This window comes from Leptolyngbya sp. AS-A5 (assembly GCF_039962495.1).
Lineage (GTDB): Bacteria > Cyanobacteriota > Cyanobacteriia > Leptolyngbyales > Leptolyngbyaceae > Leptolyngbya.
The window spans coordinates 12,662-31,130 of the sequence record NZ_JAMPLL010000007.1; the positions used below are offsets into that span (position 1 = coordinate 12,662).

General features: G+C 48.3%; 18 protein-coding genes and 2 pseudogenes. 12 read left to right on the forward strand and 8 right to left on the reverse strand.

All coding sequences use genetic code 11. The features are described from left to right. The first annotated feature begins 3 nt into the window (after window positions 1-3). From NC980_RS10785 to NC980_RS10800, 4 genes are all read left to right on the forward strand, one after another. Entirely contained in the window at window positions 4-939 is a 936-nt protein-coding gene (locus NC980_RS10785; RefSeq protein ID WP_190376364.1) for a glycosyltransferase, read from the forward strand. Between the two features lie 546 nt (window positions 940-1,485). Then, window positions 1,486-3,078, forward strand: coding sequence for an NAD(P)H-quinone oxidoreductase subunit 4 (locus NC980_RS10790; RefSeq protein ID WP_190376190.1), 1,593 nt, complete (start codon window positions 1,486-1,488; stop codon window positions 3,076-3,078). A 112-nt stretch (window positions 3,079-3,190) separates the two neighbouring features. Continuing rightward, window positions 3,191-3,808 carry a VWA domain-containing protein gene (locus NC980_RS10795; RefSeq protein WP_190376191.1) on the forward strand — a complete coding sequence of 206 codons (618 nt, stop codon included), beginning with the start codon at window positions 3,191-3,193 and terminating at the stop codon, window positions 3,806-3,808. 15 nt (window positions 3,809-3,823) lie between these two features. Then, the gene (locus NC980_RS10800) at window positions 3,824-4,261 is read left to right on the forward strand and encodes a hypothetical protein (RefSeq protein WP_190376192.1); all 438 of its coding nucleotides are present in this window, start codon (window positions 3,824-3,826) and stop codon (window positions 4,259-4,261) included. A 5-nt stretch (window positions 4,262-4,266) separates the two neighbouring features. On the opposite strand, the pseudogene NC980_RS10805 reads toward NC980_RS10800, so the two are convergent. Next, window positions 4,267-4,514, reverse strand: a pseudogene (locus NC980_RS10805) (UPF0175 family protein). A gap of 47 nt (window positions 4,515-4,561) precedes the next feature. Between NC980_RS10805 and NC980_RS10810 the strand changes: the two are divergent. Beyond that, window positions 4,562-4,921, forward strand: coding sequence for a hypothetical protein (locus tag NC980_RS10810; RefSeq protein WP_190376193.1), 360 nt, complete (start codon window positions 4,562-4,564; stop codon window positions 4,919-4,921). A 311-nt stretch (window positions 4,922-5,232) separates the two neighbouring features. Here the strand turns inward: NC980_RS10810 and NC980_RS10815 are convergent, their stop codons facing one another. Both NC980_RS10815 and hetZ read right to left on the reverse strand, forming a co-directional pair. Next, window positions 5,233-6,015: a PatU gene (locus NC980_RS10815; protein WP_348253922.1), complete on the reverse strand. Its 783-nt coding sequence runs from the start codon at window positions 6,013-6,015 to the stop codon at window positions 5,233-5,235. A 219-nt stretch (window positions 6,016-6,234) separates the two neighbouring features. Then, window positions 6,235-7,398 carry a heterocyst differentiation protein HetZ gene (gene hetZ, locus NC980_RS10820; protein WP_190376365.1) on the reverse strand — a complete coding sequence of 388 codons (1,164 nt, stop codon included), beginning with the start codon at window positions 7,396-7,398 and terminating at the stop codon, window positions 6,235-6,237. A 115-nt stretch (window positions 7,399-7,513) separates the two neighbouring features. On the opposite strand from hetZ, the gene NC980_RS10825 reads away from it, so the two are divergent. Both NC980_RS10825 and NC980_RS10830 read left to right on the forward strand, forming a co-directional pair. Continuing rightward, window positions 7,514-7,990, forward strand: a complete 477-nt coding sequence (locus NC980_RS10825) for a hypothetical protein (protein ID WP_190376195.1) — start codon at window positions 7,514-7,516, stop codon at window positions 7,988-7,990. 404 nt (window positions 7,991-8,394) lie between these two features. Continuing rightward, window positions 8,395-8,634: pseudogene (locus tag NC980_RS10830) on the forward strand (DUF1830 domain-containing protein); the annotation flags it as partial. Between the two features lie 89 nt (window positions 8,635-8,723). On the opposite strand, the gene NC980_RS10835 reads toward NC980_RS10830, so the two are convergent. Beyond that, window positions 8,724-9,161 (reverse strand): hypothetical protein, encoded by a 438-nt coding sequence (locus tag NC980_RS10835; protein WP_190376197.1) that lies wholly within the window; start codon window positions 9,159-9,161, stop codon window positions 8,724-8,726. A 227-nt stretch (window positions 9,162-9,388) separates the two neighbouring features. Between NC980_RS10835 and NC980_RS10840 the strand changes: the two genes are divergently transcribed. Beyond that, complete coding sequence (locus tag NC980_RS10840; protein WP_190376198.1) at window positions 9,389-9,544, forward strand: hypothetical protein; 156 nt, start codon at window positions 9,389-9,391, stop codon at window positions 9,542-9,544. Window positions 9,545-9,684: 140 nt separating this feature from the next. After that, complete coding sequence (locus NC980_RS10845) at window positions 9,685-13,257, forward strand: GAF domain-containing protein (protein ID WP_190376199.1); 3,573 nt, start codon at window positions 9,685-9,687, stop codon at window positions 13,255-13,257. 188 nt (window positions 13,258-13,445) lie between these two features. On the opposite strand, the gene NC980_RS10850 is transcribed toward NC980_RS10845, so the two are convergent. From NC980_RS10850 to NC980_RS10860, 3 genes are all read right to left on the reverse strand, one after another. Beyond that, entirely contained in the window at window positions 13,446-14,216 is a 771-nt protein-coding gene (locus tag NC980_RS10850) for a COP23 domain-containing protein (protein WP_242026712.1), read from the reverse strand. A gap of 176 nt (window positions 14,217-14,392) precedes the next feature. Further along, window positions 14,393-15,025: a hypothetical protein gene (locus tag NC980_RS10855; RefSeq protein ID WP_190376200.1), complete on the reverse strand. Its 633-nt coding sequence runs from the start codon at window positions 15,023-15,025 to the stop codon at window positions 14,393-14,395. A 362-nt stretch (window positions 15,026-15,387) separates the two neighbouring features. Further along, complete coding sequence (locus NC980_RS10860; RefSeq protein ID WP_190376201.1) at window positions 15,388-15,609, reverse strand: hypothetical protein; 222 nt, start codon at window positions 15,607-15,609, stop codon at window positions 15,388-15,390. A 105-nt stretch (window positions 15,610-15,714) separates the two neighbouring features. Here NC980_RS10860 and NC980_RS10865 point away from each other — a divergent pair, with 105 nt between their 5' ends. From NC980_RS10865 to plsY, 3 genes are read left to right on the forward strand one after another with little or no spacing between them, the layout of a single operon-like run. Next, window positions 15,715-16,101, forward strand: a complete 387-nt coding sequence (locus NC980_RS10865) for a DUF3119 family protein (protein ID WP_190376202.1) — start codon at window positions 15,715-15,717, stop codon at window positions 16,099-16,101. A gap of 30 nt (window positions 16,102-16,131) precedes the next feature. Continuing rightward, window positions 16,132-17,208: a DUF3086 domain-containing protein gene (locus tag NC980_RS10870; protein WP_190376203.1), complete on the forward strand. Its 1,077-nt coding sequence runs from the start codon at window positions 16,132-16,134 to the stop codon at window positions 17,206-17,208. Between the two features lies 1 nt (window position 17,209). Further along, the gene (gene plsY / locus NC980_RS10875; RefSeq protein ID WP_190376204.1) at window positions 17,210-17,896 is read left to right on the forward strand and encodes a glycerol-3-phosphate 1-O-acyltransferase PlsY; all 687 of its coding nucleotides are present in this window, start codon (window positions 17,210-17,212) and stop codon (window positions 17,894-17,896) included. Here plsY and pgsA read toward each other — a convergent pair. Then, complete coding sequence (pgsA, locus tag NC980_RS10880) at window positions 17,893-18,411, reverse strand: CDP-diacylglycerol--glycerol-3-phosphate 3-phosphatidyltransferase (protein ID WP_190376205.1); 519 nt, start codon at window positions 18,409-18,411, stop codon at window positions 17,893-17,895. The two genes, plsY and pgsA, sit on opposite strands and share 4 nt — an antisense overlap. Window positions 18,412-18,469 lie beyond the last annotated feature (58 nt).

Genomic DNA, 18,469 nt, shown 5'->3' on the forward strand with positions numbered 1-18,469 from the left:
AAAGTGCCGCAACCGCTCGTCTCCGCCATTATTTGCACTCACAACCGCGATCGCTATTTAGGTCTCGCGATCGATAGCCTTCTGGCTCAAGACTTCACCGCCTTTGAAATTATTGTTGTCGATAATGCCTCAAGCGATCGTACTCGTGAAGTCGTTGAAGCACGACTCGCTGATCCAAGACTCCGCTACATTTACGAGCCAGAAATTGGTTTATCGGTCGCTCGAAACACCGGTGCAAACAGTGCGAAGAGCGAAATTTTGACCTATTTGGATGACGATGCGATCGCATCTCCGCACTGGCTCAGGACAATTTACGCTGCCTATCAGGAAAATCCGAGACTCGCGATCGCGGGCGGCAAGGTTACTCTGATTTGGACAGACGGGATCACGTCCCCAAAATGGCTGTCTGACGGACTCGCTGGCAATTTAGGCGCATACGATTTGGGCGATGCGATCGTTCAAATCGATCGTCCCGGACTCACTCCACGCGGCTTAAACTACTCGATTCGTAAGGCGTTCCTCGATCAGATCGGCGGATTCGACCCCAACCTAGGGCGCGTTGGTAAAAATCTTCTCTCTAATGAAGAACTTCACATGACCCATCTAGCGCTGCAAACCAGATGGGAAGTCACCTATCTCCCTGCTGCCTGCGTCGCCCATCATGTCGCTCCAGAACGGGTAAGAAGAAAGTGGTTTCTCGATCGCGGTTGGTGGCAGGGCATTAGTGAATGCTACCGGGAGCAAATTGCGGGGGAAGCTGGAGCCGGACAGTTTCGGCGCGGCGGAGAACGATTAGTTCGCGGGCTTTATAAATCGCTCAAGTTTGCCACTGATCCAGCTCAACGCTTTGAAAATCTAGTCTACAGCTACGGTCAAATCGGTTATCTGAGGAAAGCCTTTGAGGGTTTTGTGTCTGGGAAAGCGACGAAGGGATCGTAAACGTAAACCCACAGATTTCCCTATCAAAAGTGCTCAAACGCTCACCTATCAATCGTTAGGGGCAAATATTAAATTTTTGTCACAATTGATCCAGCCTTACTATAATGTTAAACATTGTAAAGTTCTGATGATTGCGGACACTTCAATCCGTACTTGCGCTGATTCATAGAGAAGATTCGCAGTGTCATCACCAAAAACTTCTGTGGATAAAGGAATTCTATGTCCTACCCTCTGATAGTCCAATCCAAAATCCTCCACATTCTGTTGGTTAAGTTCATTTTGCTTAACAAACTGGAGTAAGATTAGTGCAGTAGGTACAAATCCTCATTGGGTTTTCCTCCACGCAAAACACTTGATCCGCCAAGTATCTTGTGGGAATTGTGACCGCCGCCTCGCTCTAGAGACATTACCCGCCGCCACGACTCCCGCCGCCCAAAGTTCGATCGCTATCTTCCTTCTTTATTGTCTGATTGGGCTTCTTAGCGGATTGAGTCACTGGTGCTTTACACCGACCCCCTGCTCTCTACACACCTGGTCACTGATGTCATGGTTACTTCTTTCCCTTGGTTAACCACTCTAATTGCCCTTCCCCTCGCAGCCTCGCTTCTGATTCCACTCATTCCCGACAAACAGGGTAAAACAGTTCGTTGGTATGGATTAGGAGTCGGTTTAGCGGATCTCGTTCTCTCAATTTATGCGTTCTGGAAACACTACGACTTCCAAAACCCCGACTTCCAACTGACTGAAAGCTACTCCTGGATTCCTCAACTTGGAATTAACTGGTCACTAGCAGTTGATGGAATTTCAATGCCGTTGGTTGTTCTCGCCGCATTGGTGACCACACTATCCATGCTGGCAGGCTGGAAAGTCACGAACAAGCCTCGCCTGTTCTACTTCTTACTATTAGTCATGTACAGCGCTCAGATTGGTGTGTTCTGTGCCCAAGACATGATTCAGTTTTTCCTATTGTGGGAAGTTGAACTGGTTCCGGTGTACATTCTCATTGCCATTTGGGGCGGACCGAAACGCCTTTACGCTGCCACCAAATTTATTCTCTACACTGCACTTGCCTCTATTTTTATTCTGGTGTCGGCGTTGGCGATGGCGTTCTACGGTGACAACTTCACCTTCAATATGCAGGAGTTAGGACTAAAAGACTACTCCCTGACCTTTGAATTACTCACTTATGCAGGGTTCTTGATCGCTTTCGGAGTCAAGCTTCCCATCTTCCCGCTGCATACCTGGTTGCCGGATGCTCACGGTGAAGCTTCTGCTCCGGTTTCGATGATTCTGGCTGGTGTCCTGCTGAAAATGGGTGGTTATGCGTTGATTCGCATGAACATGGAAATGCTGCCTCATGCTCATGTTTACTTCGCTCCGGTTCTTGCAATTCTCGGAATTGTTAACATCATCTACGGTGCATTAGCTTCCTTTGCTCAGCGCAACCTGAAGCGCCGGATGGCTTACTCTTCGATCTCGCACATGGGGTTTGTGCTGCTGGGTATCGCATCCTTTACCGAGTTAGGAATGAGTGGTGCGGTGTTACAAATGGTGTCTCACGGTTTGATTGCAGCAGCGCTTTTCTTCTTGGCAGGTGTGACCTACGATCGCACTCACACCCTGAATATGGACGACATGGGCGGCTTAGCGAAGAAAATGCCATCGACCTTTGCTCTGTTCACAATTTGCTCGATGGCATCGCTGGCACTCCCTGGCATGAGCGGATTTGTGGGTGAGTTGGCAATCTTCCTTGGCTTCACCACAAGCGACGCTTACACCTCGACTTTCAAAATCGTCATCGTCTTGCTCTCTGCGGTCGGTTTAATTGTGACTCCGATCTACTTGCTCTCGATGCTGCGTGAAATGTTCTACGGCAAAGAAGGCAAAGCGGTTGAAAAAGAAGTTTTCTTAGATGCGAATCCTAGAGAACTGTTCATTACAGCTTCCCTGGTGCTACCGATCGTCGCGATCGGTCTCTATCCGAAGCTAATCACTCAAACCTACGATGTCAAAACCGTTCAAGTCGCACAGAATGCTCGAAATGCAGTTCCAGTCATAGCACAGCAAATTGCAATGCCTGGTTTAGCAGCTCCTCAAATCTCGGCTTCTCAGCCTGAACTGTTGGGATTGATTAAGTAAGTTTCAGCTTAAAAAGCATTAGAGCCTGGAAGGGAACTTCCGGGCTCTTTTAGTTGAAATCTGGTCATGAAAATTTGGGAAACCTAAGAGCGAAGTCCATCGGAGAAAGCTTATGTCAGGTTTTGATTCCCTTAAGAATCGAGATTACACCTTAATCCTCGACAAAAGTGGAAGTATGTCTGCAACTGACCAAAGCGGGGGTCGAAGCCGTTGGGAAGCGGTTCAAGAATCAGCGCTTGCCCTTGCTCGTAAGTGTGAACAGTTTGATCCCGATGGCATCACTGTTTATCTCTTCTCTAGTCGCTTCAAACGCTATGACGATGTGACTTCGAGCAAAGTCGAGCAGATTTTCATGGAAAACGATCCGATCGGTTCAACAAATTTGGCATCAGTATTATGGGATGCCGCTCAAAATTATTTTCATCGCAAAGCAACAGGAAAAACCAAGGCAGGCGAAACCATTCTAGTTGTGACAGATGGCGCACCCGATGATCGCCGTGCCGTAATCGAGGCAATTATTCGTTCAACGGAGCAGATGGAGAGTGATGAAGAACTCGCCATCACCTTTTTACAGATTGGAAGCGATTCAGGCGCAAAGCAGTTTCTCACAGCGCTTGATGATCAAATCAAAGACGTGGGTGCTAAATTTGACATCTGCGACACGATTACAATGGACGATATGGCAGATCTGAGCCTTGCTGAAGTTCTGATTAACGCGATCGCCGATTAATTACGATTAATGCCAATGGACTCGATCGACAAATTGCTCAAGAGTTTAAATAACGAATCTTCTGAATCTCAATCTGCTTCAGAGGTTAAACCTGATCGGTTGCCGATCGATAGTCTGCTGAAACAGATTGATGCCCAACCGCAAGCGCCTCATCCTTCAACTGCTCCAAGTCCAGACCCTTTGTTTGATCAATTGAAGCAGGAACACCAGGAAACGCTTAGGCAAGAGGCGCTTCGATTACAACAGCAAGCCCAACAGAAACAAGAACGTCTCGAACAACTAAAGCAACAGCGTCGTCAAGCTCTAGCGATTCGGGCTGAAGAATGGTTAAAGAGTCTCGACCCGGATTCAAGTGAAGGGCAGTGGTTTGAAGAATTTGCTTGTCATTATGAGAGTCGAATTGTGGCAGCAATCGACTATTTTAAGGCTTTACAGGAAGTCGATCGAGATTAAGCACATTAACACAATCTACCCATCTCTTGTAGAGTCTGAATGTTCTGTTCAAAATTCTCTACGCCGTAATGCACTGGAATTTGACGACTGGCAAGCAGGTGTTGAAACGCAATGCAGCGCATACCAGCAAATCGACTGGCTTGAGCAAGGTAAGCTTCTCTCGCTGAAACAGCATCACAGCGATTTCCTGACGCATTTCAGCCTCAGTCATGCAAATTGCAGTTAAAATTTCGTCAGGGACAACAACGCTCATTGCTAAATTCCTCGCTGCTCTTGCTATTTTACTGAGTGAGTCTCAAAATGCTCCAAGTTGAAGAAGCTGCGATCCCAAGCACGCTGCGTGAAATTGTGCACAACCTCAATGCTTTACCACGAGATAACTGGCTCATGATACCGTATGACACTACTCGTATCAGTCTAGATTTAGTCTGCCGCCAAGTTGTATTAGATGATTACCTTGATGAAGAAATTGATGCTTACTGCACTCGTGAGCAGGTGCGTGAGTTTTTTTATAAAGACCAGCTTGAGGATATCTGCTACAATCTTGCGGCGCAGCGTCGTAAGTATTCGGATGCTGAGCTTGAATCTGCTATTAACTACTATTGGCAATATGATGCCTTTATCGATCTCACATCATTACCGTATCCGCTGCTGATGTGAAATGATTTACTTTTGATTCATAACGATTGTGATTTTGAACCCATTGCATAAGTGCGCTAACTTCGCTTCACGTTATGTTCGCTTCAACATTCTCGCTTTTACCCTTGAGTCTACAAGCTTTCCTATTATGAAAGACGACTATGATTTTTCCCAGTCTGTGAAGAATCCGTACATCAAGAAACCAAAGAAGTCCGCTGCGATTCAGCTTGGATTCAAGATTCTCCAATTTCTGGGATTGGGAAAGTACAGATAGTCAAAAAATAAAGGGTGAAAGCAGTTCGCCTCCACCCTTTAACCTCAGCCTCAAATTGCTATTTCTGAATGCCGATCGCAAACGTGAGTGAATCTTGCTCACCCAAGCGAACTTCTAACGGATAAACGCGACTGACGCTAAACTCTCGAATCTCCAGACTCAGCTGACCCGCATCGTTGCGATCACTAGTTGATCGGGAGTCTTCGCCCTGAAACAGCAAACTGCCACCGCAAGGAAGCACTGCTTCGATCTGTAGTTGCTCTATCACATATCGAATCTTGAGCGTAAACGCTCCCAGTTCGGTGAGCCATTCGCGCTCTAGCTGCGGTTGCTGCTCGGATACCGTCAGCGTTAGGGTGCTGAGAATTTCCCGTGCGGCAAGTAGCGACAGCGCCATTTGCTGCGTCTCGATCGCGCTGTCATACGACTCCGGCAACGCTTCGCCTAGTTCAGTTGCGAGGTCTTGCAACTTGGCGACCTTTGACCGAGCCGGTGAGACCATGACGTAACCTGCAACATTATTCAGCAGTTGAGCCTGACCTGGGAACAGCGTATCCACTGCTCGAACCAGTTTTGCGCCTTCTCGCAGCGACGAAAACAATACCGACTGACACTTTGCCAGAAGCTCGGTCATCACGACTTCAGGCATAGGAATCGGTAAATTAATATGACGAATTTGATGTAACCAAACAGATGCAGCGGCTAAAGCAGGTTGCGCTTCGTAACTCGCTGGCTCAGTGTCATAATCGACTTCTTCTTTCTCCCAAGGAAAAAGCGGCGGATTTTTCTGAGCCTCAAGCAGAAGGCGACGTTTTAGCAGTGCATGAAAACGATCTTGCACAGCAGGTATCTCTCCCGGTTGGTGTAATAAGTCCTCGTGTGAGGAGCGCTGTGGGGAGGAACTAGCCCCACAACTTAAATCACGGTCTGAATCACAGTCTAACGATCGTCCTAACACATCCAACTGGAGATCGCAACGATCGACCAGACCGAAATTGTGTAACAGTTTAAGAAGAACTTGCGTTCGTGTCGCTAAATCGTGATCCATTGTGATAACACCCTATTCATCAGCCGATGAGGTTGCTCCGGAATCTTGGTCATTACGAATTTCCCAAGCTTGCTCAAGCAGTTTAAACCATTGTTTCTGAACCTGATTCACTGTGCAACCGAGGCGCTGAGCGATCGTCGCTTCCGGTAGCTTTTGCTGCTTCAGTTCCAACAGTTTAACTTGAGAAGCCGTAGCGCGTTGGTGCAACGTCTGCCACTGACGATTCGAGAGTCCGAGATTGCGCTCTAAGTCTGCCTCTAACCACTGATGCACAAGCTCCCAGTGATGTGAGAACGAGAATCGAATCAGATGGTATTTGAAGCGCTGCTGTAAGTAATCCCGCTGACGAGGTGTTAAGCCCAGAATCGTTTCAATTTCATTGGCGGGTAGATCTTGCAGTCGCAGCGTGAAGTAGTCAATACAGTCGGTTTGTTTGCGTTCTTCGAGATAGGCGACGAGTTCTTTAATCACAGATTGGCGGAGCGTATCTTCTGCCAGTTCTGGTTCCTGGGCGACCATTTGTTCGCGCACCTGCTGAATCGATGCCAAACTCCACGGGTTTTCCGATTCCGACATCGAACCTTCTGCTGCTTGTTCGAGATCGACCAGGGTTTCAGCAGGTTGCTGCTGTGAGAAGGTTTGCGCTCTTAGGATAATGAGCTGCTGATTGCGATGTCCAGGTAGCGGGATGCGTCGTTTCCCGTAGCGCTCGGTAAATGCCATGTACTCCGAAAGTTCGAGCGGCGATCGCGGTGTGTACGTCGCGCCTAACTGAGACTCACGGCGAAACGCATTCAGCGCTTCCATGTAAAAGCCTTGCAGAAAATCCTCGATCAGCACCAGTCGAGCCTGATAGCTCGATTGGATCTGCGGCGGTGTAATGTATCGATAGATTACAGCGCTCAAATTGCTGTGCAACTCCGCACGAGCGCGACGCGAACCGAGGCGATAATATCCCAGACATTGCTGAAGTCGGTGCTTGGCGAGCGCAGTTGCCCAGGTTTGGACTTCTCCCGATGCTTGAATGCGCTTACTTTCGGAACAGATTCGGACAACTTCCTGGGTCAGTCGATCGGCAACTTCCCGGCAGTTTCGCTCAGATGCAGTGGTGGCTTGTTTCAGTTCGTTAAGCAATAGCTGAAAGATCGCATCCACGCTCTGGCAGATTTCCCCCACGGTTTCTAGTGTCGTGCAAATCAATGGCTTACTCTCATTGGTTTGATGGAACTTTTTTGTGATGCCTAGATCACAATGGTGGTAGAAATCCCTGATTATTTGCGGATGGCACGATATGAATCTAGATCAACAGCTTCAGATGCTGGTTAACGAAGCCCCCCAAGACGGCTCTACTCCTCAGTTAATTGAATCAATCGCGCCCGTTTTGCGCGCGATCGCGCAGCGGTTGCGACATCTCCAATACTACGTGGTGCAGACACTCGATCAAAACTGGGTGATGCTGACCCTCAATCATCGTGCCCAAGATGAACCTGAGAAAAACGTAATTTATGCGTTCCCCAGCCTCAAGGACGTTTCTTCGAGTCCTTATGATTTAACAGATCCAAATTTAATCGCTTTACCTGTTCCGGTGATACATATCCTGTTTCAAATGCTGGCAATGGATAAAGATTACAGCACAATTTTTTTTGAAACCCCTGGAGATGCGACGATTGGAACCGAAGTCCAGCGATCGGAGCTAGAAGCGCTGATTCATGAATATTGGCAAGGACAGGCAGATGCGGTAACTCATATTCCAAGCGATATCGCTTGAGTGCAAAATTTACACTGGGCGGGCTAGAACTGTAAATCTAAATCTTAATCGAAGACTTTAGAGTTGCAGTTCTGACTCTGCTAGAAAATTATTTCCAGAAGTCAACCGTCTGAATACGAATCTTTCTCAACTCTCTCTAGATTGCACTGCTCCAGATACTACGACAAGTTCCAGCTTGAGATTCAAACACAATCCTTAAGCTTACTGCGGTCTATTTCATGAAACCTTTACAACCTTTCTCCGGTTTAAATGCACTTGAGATGAAAAGCAGTCAGAATCTTAAGTGTTTCCACGGGGTTGATCGCGTCTCTGCCTAATTGGGGAACTGAATCTACTTAAAGTTAGATCTTTTAATCAATCAAACGCTGTTACGATCGCCGGAGTTTAACTCCGATACTAAAAAAATGGCTTTTCCTTCATTTCAGGCAAATCCTACGCTTGACCTTTGCTGCTATGTCAATACAACTCGCCACATTCAAGTTGCTCGGATTGCCGATATTGAGAACTGGTATTTTGAGCGCGTAGTCTTTCCAGGGGAACGACTCTTATTTGAAGCACCCCACACCGCGCATTTAGAAATTCATTCTGGAGCGACCGTGAGCGCGATTCTGACTGATACGATCGTCTGTGAGTCCCTTAAAGTCCGAACTTCTGCTGCGATCGCATCTTAAGCAGTTTGAGAGCCGATCTGCAAGGCTGCGGCAATCTTCAACTCAGCCAAGTTCAAGAGCCGCTAATTTCCTCGCACGATAAGGCGATAATCCCGATTCGTGCGAGGTGTTACCGTTCCGATCCAAACGCGATAACTTCCAGGCTGCCAGTCACTTTGTTGTAATCGCACATCTCTGCCGGATTCTCCAGCATCCGCACAACGGACTCCACCTGGCCCTGAGATTAACAGCGTTGTGTCTCCTCCACCACTATCGACGCGAATCGTTAGGGAAGAAAAAGGGCGTTCCAAGACCAGCGTGTGATTTGGAGTCGAATCACCAAAGCCGATGCAAGCTTGACCCTGACGATCGCGATTACTCACAACCGCAGGCAGCGAAGTCGTTCCCCCAGTCGATCCCATCATTACGCCAGAAGTCGTTTGGTTATTTAGCGTTAAGGATCTGAAGGTATCGGGTTGCGCGATCGTGCGAGAGGCAAATTGTAGCGACGCGATCGCCATGGAGATACCTATTCCCCATATTGCTATTTTTTGTATGTATCGAACCATTTTCAGACTCCTTACGGTATTAAGTTTTTACTATTGCAAAATTTATCTTTCACTAACTTAAATTTTTATTGTAGGATGAAAGGCGTTTTAAGGTGGCACGACTGTTTACACTTTATTTCTGAACCTTTGAAGCTGCTGATAATTTATTCACATCGATTAATTTAGTAGGAATTGCTGCCATGTTAATCGGAATCTTGACTGTGCTACTATTTCTTGGATTACTGACTGTGCGGCTTGTTCTACTTCCCTCAGAAGTATTGACGTATCTTCAGGTTCCCCAATGGGCATTTTGGCTGCTATTTTTAGGAGTCATGACTTGGCTATTGCGGGACTGAAGGACACTGTTTTCGCTGCTCCGGATACAGCAGCGGACGGTTCATTCAATACGGAAGATCGATACACTGAAGCAGATCTAACCTATAGTTCAGCCCTGCATACATTAAAAGGAATGCCTTGTTATTCCTAATAAAGACCTATGATGGCATCACCGGAACAAGAAGCGGCAAGGTTAACCGCACTGTATGGGTATGACATTCTTGACACGCTCCCTGAAGCGGCATTCGATCGCTTAGCTGAGTTAGCGGCTTATCTCTGCCGCACTCCGATCGCGCTGCTTAGTTTTATGGATGCCGATCGACAGGTCTTTAAAGCAAAAATTGGAGTTGGCGTTGCTGAAATTCCACGCCAACAGTCCCCGTGTTCCTACACGCTGGAGCAATCAGACGTTCTAGTTCTGGTAGATGCGCCGGAGCTAGAACGTCCGATTCTTCATCCTGCTGGCGCGGAAATATCTCCAATTCGGTTCTATGCCGGAGTTCCATTGATTACTCTAGACGGTCAGGCAATCGGAACGCTGTGCGTGATGGATTATACTCCACAACGTCTAGATCCCTCTCAGAGCGCAGCGCTGCGATCGCTCTCACAGCAAGCAATCGCTCTATTAGAACAGCGTCGTCAAATTCGGCGGCTAGAGCTGTCTGCCGCTCAAACTCGCAAAACTGAAATGCAGCTACAGCTTCAACACGCCGTTACGCGAGTCTTAGCCGAATCTGCCACCCTCAACAATGCCACTCCTCACCTTCTACAAACGATTTGTGAACATATTGGCTGGGATTTTGGCGAACTGTGGATTGCCGATCAAGCAACCAATGGGATTCGTTGTACCGCGCATTGGAGCCGATTAGGAAGACAGTCCAGTGAGTTTGCAAACGCCTCAAAATCGTGGGTATTTGCACCCGGGTATGGGTTGCCGGGGCGAGTTTGGAGCGGCGGCAAACCCCTGTGGATGAGCGATGTCGCGCAGGATAGATTATTTTTGCGATCGCACTTAGCCGTAAAAGCCGGGCTTCATGCAGCTATCGGCTGTCCAATTCTCAGCCGCGATGGCACGATCGGCGTGATTGTCCTGTTTAGTCAGCAGGTGCAACCTCCCGATGAAGAAATCATGACAACGATGATGGTGGCGATCGCGTCGCAAGTCGGACAATTTATCGAGCGAAAACAAGCCGAAGAAGAATCCAATCGACAAAGCGCCCGATCGCAGCTTCTCGCAGCCATTACTCTGCGAATTCGTCGATCGCTGCAACTCAATGAGATTCTTGAAACTACCGTTGCGGAAGTGCGGCAGTTTTTGCAAGCCGATCGCGTGATTATTTACCGCTTTGATCCACAGTGGAATGGGGTCGTTGAAGTGGAGTCGGTAAAAGACGGCTGGGTATCAGCCTTGGGCGAACATATTGAAGATACCTGCTTCAAAGAAGGCACATGGCGATACTATCAGCAGGGAGCCACCACAATGATCGACGACATTGATATCGCGTCGTTGACTCCCTGCCATAAGCGATTATTGCGACGGTTTGAAGTCAAAGCCAATTTAGTCGTGCCGATTCTGCAGCATCGAGACGAGGAAGCAGAGCCGATTCTCTGGGGGCTGCTGATCGCGCATCAGTGTGATCAGCCACGCCCTTGGCAAGCGTTTGAAGTGGAATTTCTCGCTCAACTGGCGGATCAAGTGGCAATCGCGCTCATGCAGGCTCGTTTGCTCGACCAAGAGCGCCAACAGCGATCGACCTTATCAGAGCAGAACCTAGCCCTAGAGCAAGCACGAGCGGAAGCGGAACGCGCTTCGCAGATGAAGAGTACCTTTCTCGCCACAATGAGTCACGAAATTCGCACCCCAATGAATGCGGTGCTGGGTATGACCGGATTGCTGCTCGATACCGAACTGAACGCAACTCAGCGCGATTTTGTCGAAACGATTCGCACAAGTGGCGACAACCTACTGACGTTAATTAATCAAATTCTTGACTTTTCCAAGCTCGAAGCGCGGGAAATGGAGCTAGAAACGCTCGATTTTAATCTGGCAGCTTGTGTCGAAGAAGTGGCTGATTTGTTTGCTCCCGCCGCATTTGCGGAAGGGCTGGAGATTGGCACAATCATTTCTCACGAGATTCCGATCGGACTACGAGGCGATGTCGGTCGATTGCGGCAAATTCTGACGAATTTAGTGGGGAATGCGATTAAATTCACGCAGCAAGGCGAAGTCGTGATCAAAGCAGCGTTGGAGTCGCAAACCGAGACGACTGCGACGATCGCGTTTTCCGTCACTGATACCGGGATCGGCATTCCCGAATTGGCTCAGAAACGTCTGTTTCAGCCGTTTGCTCAAGTCGATGCGTCTATGACGCGGCGCTGTGGTGGCACCGGATTAGGCTTAGCGATCTCGCGTCAGCTTGTGGAATTGATGGGCGGAGCGATCGGCGTTGAAAGCAAATCAAAGGTTGGATCAAGATTTTGGTTCACACTCACCTTTAAGAAGCAAACGGAGCAACCCGCCGCACAAGCGACCCCCATTCCTACTCCGGATCTCACCCAGTTGAAGTTGCTCGTGGTAGACGATAACGAAACAAATCGCACAATCGTGCGCTATCAACTCTCAGCTTGGGAAATTGAAGTCGATGAAGCGGAAAATGCCTCGATCGCGCTGCAAAAAATGCGGACTCGCGCTCGATCAAGTGCGCCCTACGATTTGGCAATTCTCGATATGCAAATGCCCGACATCGATGGTGAGACGCTGGGGTTACTGATTAAATCCGATCGCACTTTAGCTTGCACGAAGCTAATCATGATGACCTCAGTGCATCGCTGGGGAGGCGCAAAAGACATGGCAGAGCTTGGATTTTCTGCGTACTTGATCAAGCCCGTCAAACAGGCTCGACTGCTCGATTGCATCATCAATACGATGTCTCCAGCTCAGCTTGTGAAGCCAGCAACACTGCCTCCGCCTCGCACTCTGCCGACCCTGACGAACTCCAGGCTTAAAATTCTGCTGGTTGAAGATAACATCGTGAATCAGAAAGTCACTCTGAATCAACTGAAGCACTTAGGCTATACAGCAGATGTTGCCGCTAACGGTAAAGAAGCGATCGAAATGCTGAGCCAAATTCCATACAACTTAGTGTTTATGGACTGTCAGATGCCTATTTTAGATGGCTACGAGGCAACGCGAGTGATCCGAAAGCAACAGGTAGAGCACCAAAGTATCATCATTGCCCTCACCGCAAATGCTATGTTAGAGGATCGAGAGCGCTGCTTAGCCGCAGGTATGGATGATTATCTCAGTAAACCCATCTCAAAGGAAATGCTCAGTGAGAAACTGACTTATTGGGGTGAGCTATTAGAACAGCAAACGGTAGAACAACCCATGGATTTAGCGATCGACTGGGATCATCTCCATCAAGTCGCAGACGGCAGTAAAGAGTTTGAGCGCGAATTACTCCAAATCTTTTGGAATGACTCTCAGCAGCACTTAAGTTCTGCCAGCACTGCGCTAGAAACTCAAGATGCAGCATTAATCTCCCGATTGGCTCATCAGCTCAAAGGCTCTAGTGCAAATGTTGGGCTTTATGAGATGCAGGCAATCACCTCAGCCCTAGAACAACAGGCATCAAGCAACGACCTCACCCAAGCACCAACGCTCCTATCCCAGATCGCCGAAATACTGGAGGCACTACGACAATTCCTACACTCTCAAAGCGCTTCGGGTTGATTGCGTTATACAATTAACCCGAAGCGCTCTAATACACAGGCGATCGTACTCTGAGGAATCTTCTGCTTTGCTACTCGATGCTTGATATGGTGAAATGTTATTCACCTGAGCAGGCGGTTTTGCAAAAAGCGGGGCTTTATCAAGGTCGAATAAACTCTGACAGCTAATCACTCCGCCTCTCACTCCTACTACCGGCGGAAAATCCGAGGTACAGCCTGTCCCGGACGAGTGGATCGCACCTGGACACCTCCGACCAGTCGCTCACCCGTTCCACCATCTCTAGGCGACAAGAACGGCTTCAAGTTGATATTCCCGTTCGTTGCAGCGGTCGATCGACGAATTCCAATAATCTGACCAAGCTGATTGAGAATATTAGAGCGACCCCCTCCATACGTGAGAACACCCTGAGTTTGCTGACCGCTATCTGCAACCGAGAGGTTTTGGAACACGCGATCGCGCGTTGTTACCGCATCTTGTCCGGGTGGAACCGTCAATACAATCCGGCAAGACGGAACGCGATCGGTCGTAACGCAAATCGTGTTGTAGCCGTTCTCAAATCCGGTCTTCATCTCCACCAAGCCATCCGGTCGATACGACTCTAAACGGCGCGCGATTTCATTACAGCGACGATCGGAACTCCAGCCCCCGCCCAATGTACTCGGAACAGCCCAAGCATATGCTCGGCTCGGTTGACTCTCCGGAAAATACATCACTGTGTTTTGTCCGTTGTTCACTTGGCAGGCAAACCGAGTGCCCGCCGCAGTCGGGGATGGAATCGTTGTCCCACCCGGTTGAGAGGTTGATCCACCGCGATCGGGCACCGTATCAATTACCACATCTCCCTGGGGTGGGGTAGTTTGTGCCACCACCGCACTACCCGCTACCATCATTGCCCCTAGCGACAATAACGTTCCTCGAACGACTAAATTCCGAATTTCTGCCAAGTCAACTCGCGACATGGTAATCAACCTCGATCGTGTGTATATAGTAGTGCAAAAGCTACATCGAACCCTTTTGGGCGGCGTTCTCTTGTAGTGACTTAATTTTTTTGCTGAAGTTCCCAAACTCTATTCAACAAGACAGCCTGAAACACGATCGCGTTTCAGGCTGTTCTAGAAAGACTACTGTAAGGAAACTATTGGGTTAGCTGAAATCTTCCAGCCATTCGCTGAAAGTCCCATCGGACGGCATCGCCTGGATAGTCATACAATGCTCTCAAAACGAAAATTGTACGCCCATCCCGGCTTGGAACAATAATGCTATCTCCACAAGTATTGGTTGTACACCAAGAGTAGGAAACAGCAGGTTTGCCCGCAAAATTGTAACTTCGGTAATCGCTTTGTTGCTGGTCAAAAAACGATAGTGTTTTGTTTTGTTCTGCCCATTGACGCGCAGAAAGACGCTGCGGATTGTCAAATCTTGAAATCGTAATCTTATCTCCCGGAGAAGATTGAGATTGCACATTACTATCAACCGGCGCAGGTTGATCGCTACCAACAGCTTGAGTGTTTAATGAAGGATCTCTAAGGACGATCGTTCCTTTCCCTTCCTGAGTCTTGTCTACAACGTATGGAGCTGTAAAGTTAAACCGAAATCCCAGTTGGCTTTGGTATGTTTTTGAAGCACCCCTAGAGGATTGTCCAGCAGCGGACGACTGTTCTTTCTGCGCGGGTGCCGTCGGCGCGGCATGAACAGTACCTGCGATCGTAAGACTTAGCATTCCTGAGTATAAATACACTTGAAGCGAGAATAATTTCGAGACTTTCATACAAGAACTCCGACTATCTTTGGATGAAAACGTTTATTAGAGAGAGTAAAAAAACTGGCAGTAAGTCTGTGCTGAAACTACAGATTACGTGCCCCTTACAGATCAATTCTACACGAAAGGTTTAAACTGTTCCTGAATTCTTCTCTGTCATTTTGTAGACTTTGTTTCCTCCTTTTTTGGTATTTAATGAAACCTTGAAAAACTGTCTAAAAGCCTTAATGGTTTTAATAAGTTATCGTTAGCAAGCTCAATTGTTTTTCAATCGTTGTAACTTATCTGGTGAACGGTTAAAACAAAGGAGCAGATCAAAACAGAACTGCTCCTTTACTCTTGAATTACAGCGTTGAACCGGACGATGAAACTCAGTCAATCGAGATAGATTTCGGTGCGTTACCGTTACCGTTATGCGGATTTGTGGTCTGGCTTGTGGCATAGACCGTGGTTCCTGTTTGCTGAGTCAGCCAAGTTCTCACGGGTTCTTCATTTAGGCTCAGGCGCAATAGCCCAGAAAATACCCCCCCCAAAAAGGCAGCGGGTTGCTGAGTCAGTTCTTGCACAAGTGGTGAAAGTTCAGTCAAAAACATACAAATACCCTTTGAATTGAGATGATAGAGCGATCGTACCGCGACCGTCTGAAGAATCGCAGCGATCTAAAATAAGAACTGTCCCTAACGTGCGAGGAATTCGCTATGACCGATGCCAACTTGATTGGATCTGACCAAACCGTTGAACTCGCTCCGAGCTATGCAATTCCGATCGTTCTGATTGCGGCGGCGATTCCACTCCTGTGGGTGCAAGCCTGGGTTGCAGGCACGATCGCGCTATTTGGGGCATTCCTGCTGATTCAGAGCGTGACTTTGCGGCTACGCTTCACACCGACTGACTTAGACATTTATCGGGGTGAAACCCTTATTCGGCAATTCCCCTATCGCGACTGGCAGAACTGGGAAATCTTTTGGTCGCCTGCGCCCATTCTCTTCTACTTTAGAGAGGTGAAAAGTATTCACTTTCTCCCGATCATCTTTGATCCTAAAATGTTACGAATGTGCCTTGAGCAGCGTTCCCCCAAGGTCTAGTGCTGCGGCGTAATGATTTGAGTGTTGCGTATGAATTCTGATGAGTTGCCCATTTCCGATGAAGCTGCACCGAATGAAACAGGTGCAGTGTTACCAGAGTTAAAGTTGCCAAATCTACAGCAGCCTACTGAACAGCAGCCGTCTGAACAGCGGCTTGCTGATCTCACTCAGCAAGAACAAGCCCTCCAGCAAGAAATTGAGGGTTTGGTTGCAACTCGCGATGATTTGCAAGCGCAAGTGTCGGAGATGCAAAATGCGTTAGGGCGAGTCGTTCAGCAGAACTTGTCGGAATTAGAGCAGCGCAGACAAACGCTGCAACTGTCGATCGAGCAGCTAGAACGTCGGCAAGAACGCATCCGCAATGAGATGAAATCCAGCTTTGCAGGCGCGTCTCAAGAGATTGCGATTCGCGTTCAAAGCTTCAAAGATTACCTTGTTGGCAGTCTTCAAGATCTCGCGATCGCCGCAGAACAATTAGAATTACCCACATTTCAAGCCGAAATGCCGCCTGTTGCCACCCCAGAACCAACGAAACTCCAAGCAACTCCAAGCCCCAATTTCGGGGAGTCGGCGTTTGAAGAAGCCCAGAAAATTCGCAGCATTCTCGATCAGTTCCGCAATCAGCCCGATTACTACGGCCCAGTTTGGAAGCTGCGCCGCACCTTTGAGCCAGTCCACGCAGAGCGCGTTTCTAATTGGTTTTTCAAACAAGGCGGACGTGGTGCAGTGCGGACAATGGGGTCACGCCTGCAAAATATTCTGATCGCCTCAGCAGCAACTTCGATTCTGTACAATCTTTATCGCGATCGCCTAAGAGTGCTGATTCTGGCAAATTCGCCGGAGCGCTTAGGAGAATGGCGGCGAGGATTGCAGGACTGTTTGGGTGTGACACGCAGTGACTTTGGCAGCGATCGTGGAATTGCATTATTTGAAGCTCCAGAGCAGTTAGCGCTGAGAGCAGAGCGATGCGACAAAGATGGATTACTGCCGCTGATTGTGGTAGATGAAAGCGAAGAAAGTATCAACCTTGCTTTGCTTCAATTTCCTCTGCTGCTTGCGTTTGCGCCCAGTCCACAACAAATGATTCAGCAACAATCGTATTACTAATATGCTGCCTTGGTTTATCAATAACGCACTGCTTCTAGTCGTTGCTTACCTGCTCGGTTCAATTCCCACTGGATATTTGGCAGGTCGGTTGCTCAAGGGCATCGATATTCGAGAAGTCGGCTCAGGCTCGACGGGAGCAACGAATGTTTTACGCACGATCGGCAAAATTCCCGCGCTCGTCGTTCTCCTGATTGATATCGGTAAGGGTGCACTGGCGATCGCGGTGGTGAATTACGCCTTTGTGCATCTTCCTGGGTGGCTGTATTTCTCGAAAATTGTAGGACTAGACTTCAGCTTTTGGCAGCCTGCGATGGTGACGCTGGCAGGACTGGCAGCACTGCTCGGACACAGTAAATCGATTTGGCTCGGATTCACAGGTGGAAAATCAGTCGCCACCAGTTTAGGAATCCTGCTGGCGATGAATTGGATGGTGGGAGTGGCAACGTTGGGTGTATTTGCGCTGAGTTTGGCAATGACGCGAATTGTTTCGATTAGCTCAATCTCCGGCGCGGTTTCGGTCATTGCTTTTATGCTGCTATTTGCTCAACCGTTGCCGTATGTGATGTTCGCGATCGCGGGCGGAGCTTATGTCATTTGGCGGCACCGATCGAATATTCAACGATTAATCGCAGGCACAGAGCCAAAATTAGGACAAAAGATCGAGGAATCGGAAGGAACTCCTAGCTAGGCGATTTTCTGAGGAAATAAATAAATCAGACCTGAGATCCAGGTTAAGGCAACTGAAATCCAAAACAAACTGAGAATTGCAGGCTGCCAGGATTGAGAGAATGGTGCGATTAGGAGTGCGATCGCTGCAATTTGGCTCACGGTCTTAAGCTTGCCCCAGAAATTTGCGCCCTGTAGTGATTTTTGTAAATTCGGGTCAACGCGCCAGCCTGCGATCGTCAATTCCCGCGCCAAAATCATAAATACACTCCACGCTGGAATTTGCTGTAGTTCTACAAGCGAAATCAATGGCGCTAAAACCAGTAATTTATCGACCAGCGGATCAAGGAATTTGCCGAGATCTGTAATCTGGTTGAGCTTTCGCGCCAAATAGCCATCCAACCAATCTGTGCTGGCGGCAACGAGAAAAACACCAACCATAATCCAGCGTGTCTCAGCCGTGGGGAACTGCAAGCCATAAAGCAAAATCGGCACTCCAAGCAGCCGAGAAACGGTAATCCAGGTCGGTAAATTCATCAAGTCGCACCAATTAGAACTATCTCCAGCATAGAAAAATTGGGACAATCCTAAAAGG

Bases quoted from the DNA above. Each gene is read 5' to 3' on its own strand.
- NC980_RS10790 (WP_190376190.1), top strand. From the start codon at position 1,486: ATGGTTACTTCTTTCCCTTGGTTAACCACTCTAATTGCCCTTCCCCTC.
- NC980_RS10795 (WP_190376191.1), top strand. From the start codon at position 3,191: ATGTCAGGTTTTGATTCCCTTAAGAATCGAGATTACACCTTAATCCTC.
- NC980_RS10800 (WP_190376192.1), top strand. From the start codon at position 3,824: ATGGACTCGATCGACAAATTGCTCAAGAGTTTAAATAACGAATCTTCT.
- NC980_RS10810 (WP_190376193.1), top strand. From the start codon at position 4,562: ATGCTCCAAGTTGAAGAAGCTGCGATCCCAAGCACGCTGCGTGAAATT.
- NC980_RS10825 (WP_190376195.1), top strand. From the start codon at position 7,514: ATGAATCTAGATCAACAGCTTCAGATGCTGGTTAACGAAGCCCCCCAA.
- NC980_RS10835 (WP_190376197.1), bottom strand. From the start codon at position 9,161: ATGGCGATCGCGTCGCTACAATTTGCCTCTCGCACGATCGCGCAACCC.
- NC980_RS10840 (WP_190376198.1), top strand. From the start codon at position 9,389: ATGTTAATCGGAATCTTGACTGTGCTACTATTTCTTGGATTACTGACT.
- NC980_RS10845 (WP_190376199.1), top strand. From the start codon at position 9,685: ATGATGGCATCACCGGAACAAGAAGCGGCAAGGTTAACCGCACTGTAT.
- NC980_RS10850 (WP_242026712.1), bottom strand. From the start codon at position 14,216: ATGTCGCGAGTTGACTTGGCAGAAATTCGGAATTTAGTCGTTCGAGGA.
- NC980_RS10855 (WP_190376200.1), bottom strand. From the start codon at position 15,025: ATGAAAGTCTCGAAATTATTCTCGCTTCAAGTGTATTTATACTCAGGA.
- NC980_RS10860 (WP_190376201.1), bottom strand. From the start codon at position 15,609: ATGTTTTTGACTGAACTTTCACCACTTGTGCAAGAACTGACTCAGCAA.
- NC980_RS10865 (WP_190376202.1), top strand. From the start codon at position 15,715: ATGACCGATGCCAACTTGATTGGATCTGACCAAACCGTTGAACTCGCT.
- NC980_RS10870 (WP_190376203.1), top strand. From the start codon at position 16,132: ATGAATTCTGATGAGTTGCCCATTTCCGATGAAGCTGCACCGAATGAA.
- plsY (WP_190376204.1), top strand. From the start codon at position 17,210: ATGCTGCCTTGGTTTATCAATAACGCACTGCTTCTAGTCGTTGCTTAC.
- pgsA (WP_190376205.1), bottom strand. From the start codon at position 18,411: ATGAATTTACCGACCTGGATTACCGTTTCTCGGCTGCTTGGAGTGCCG.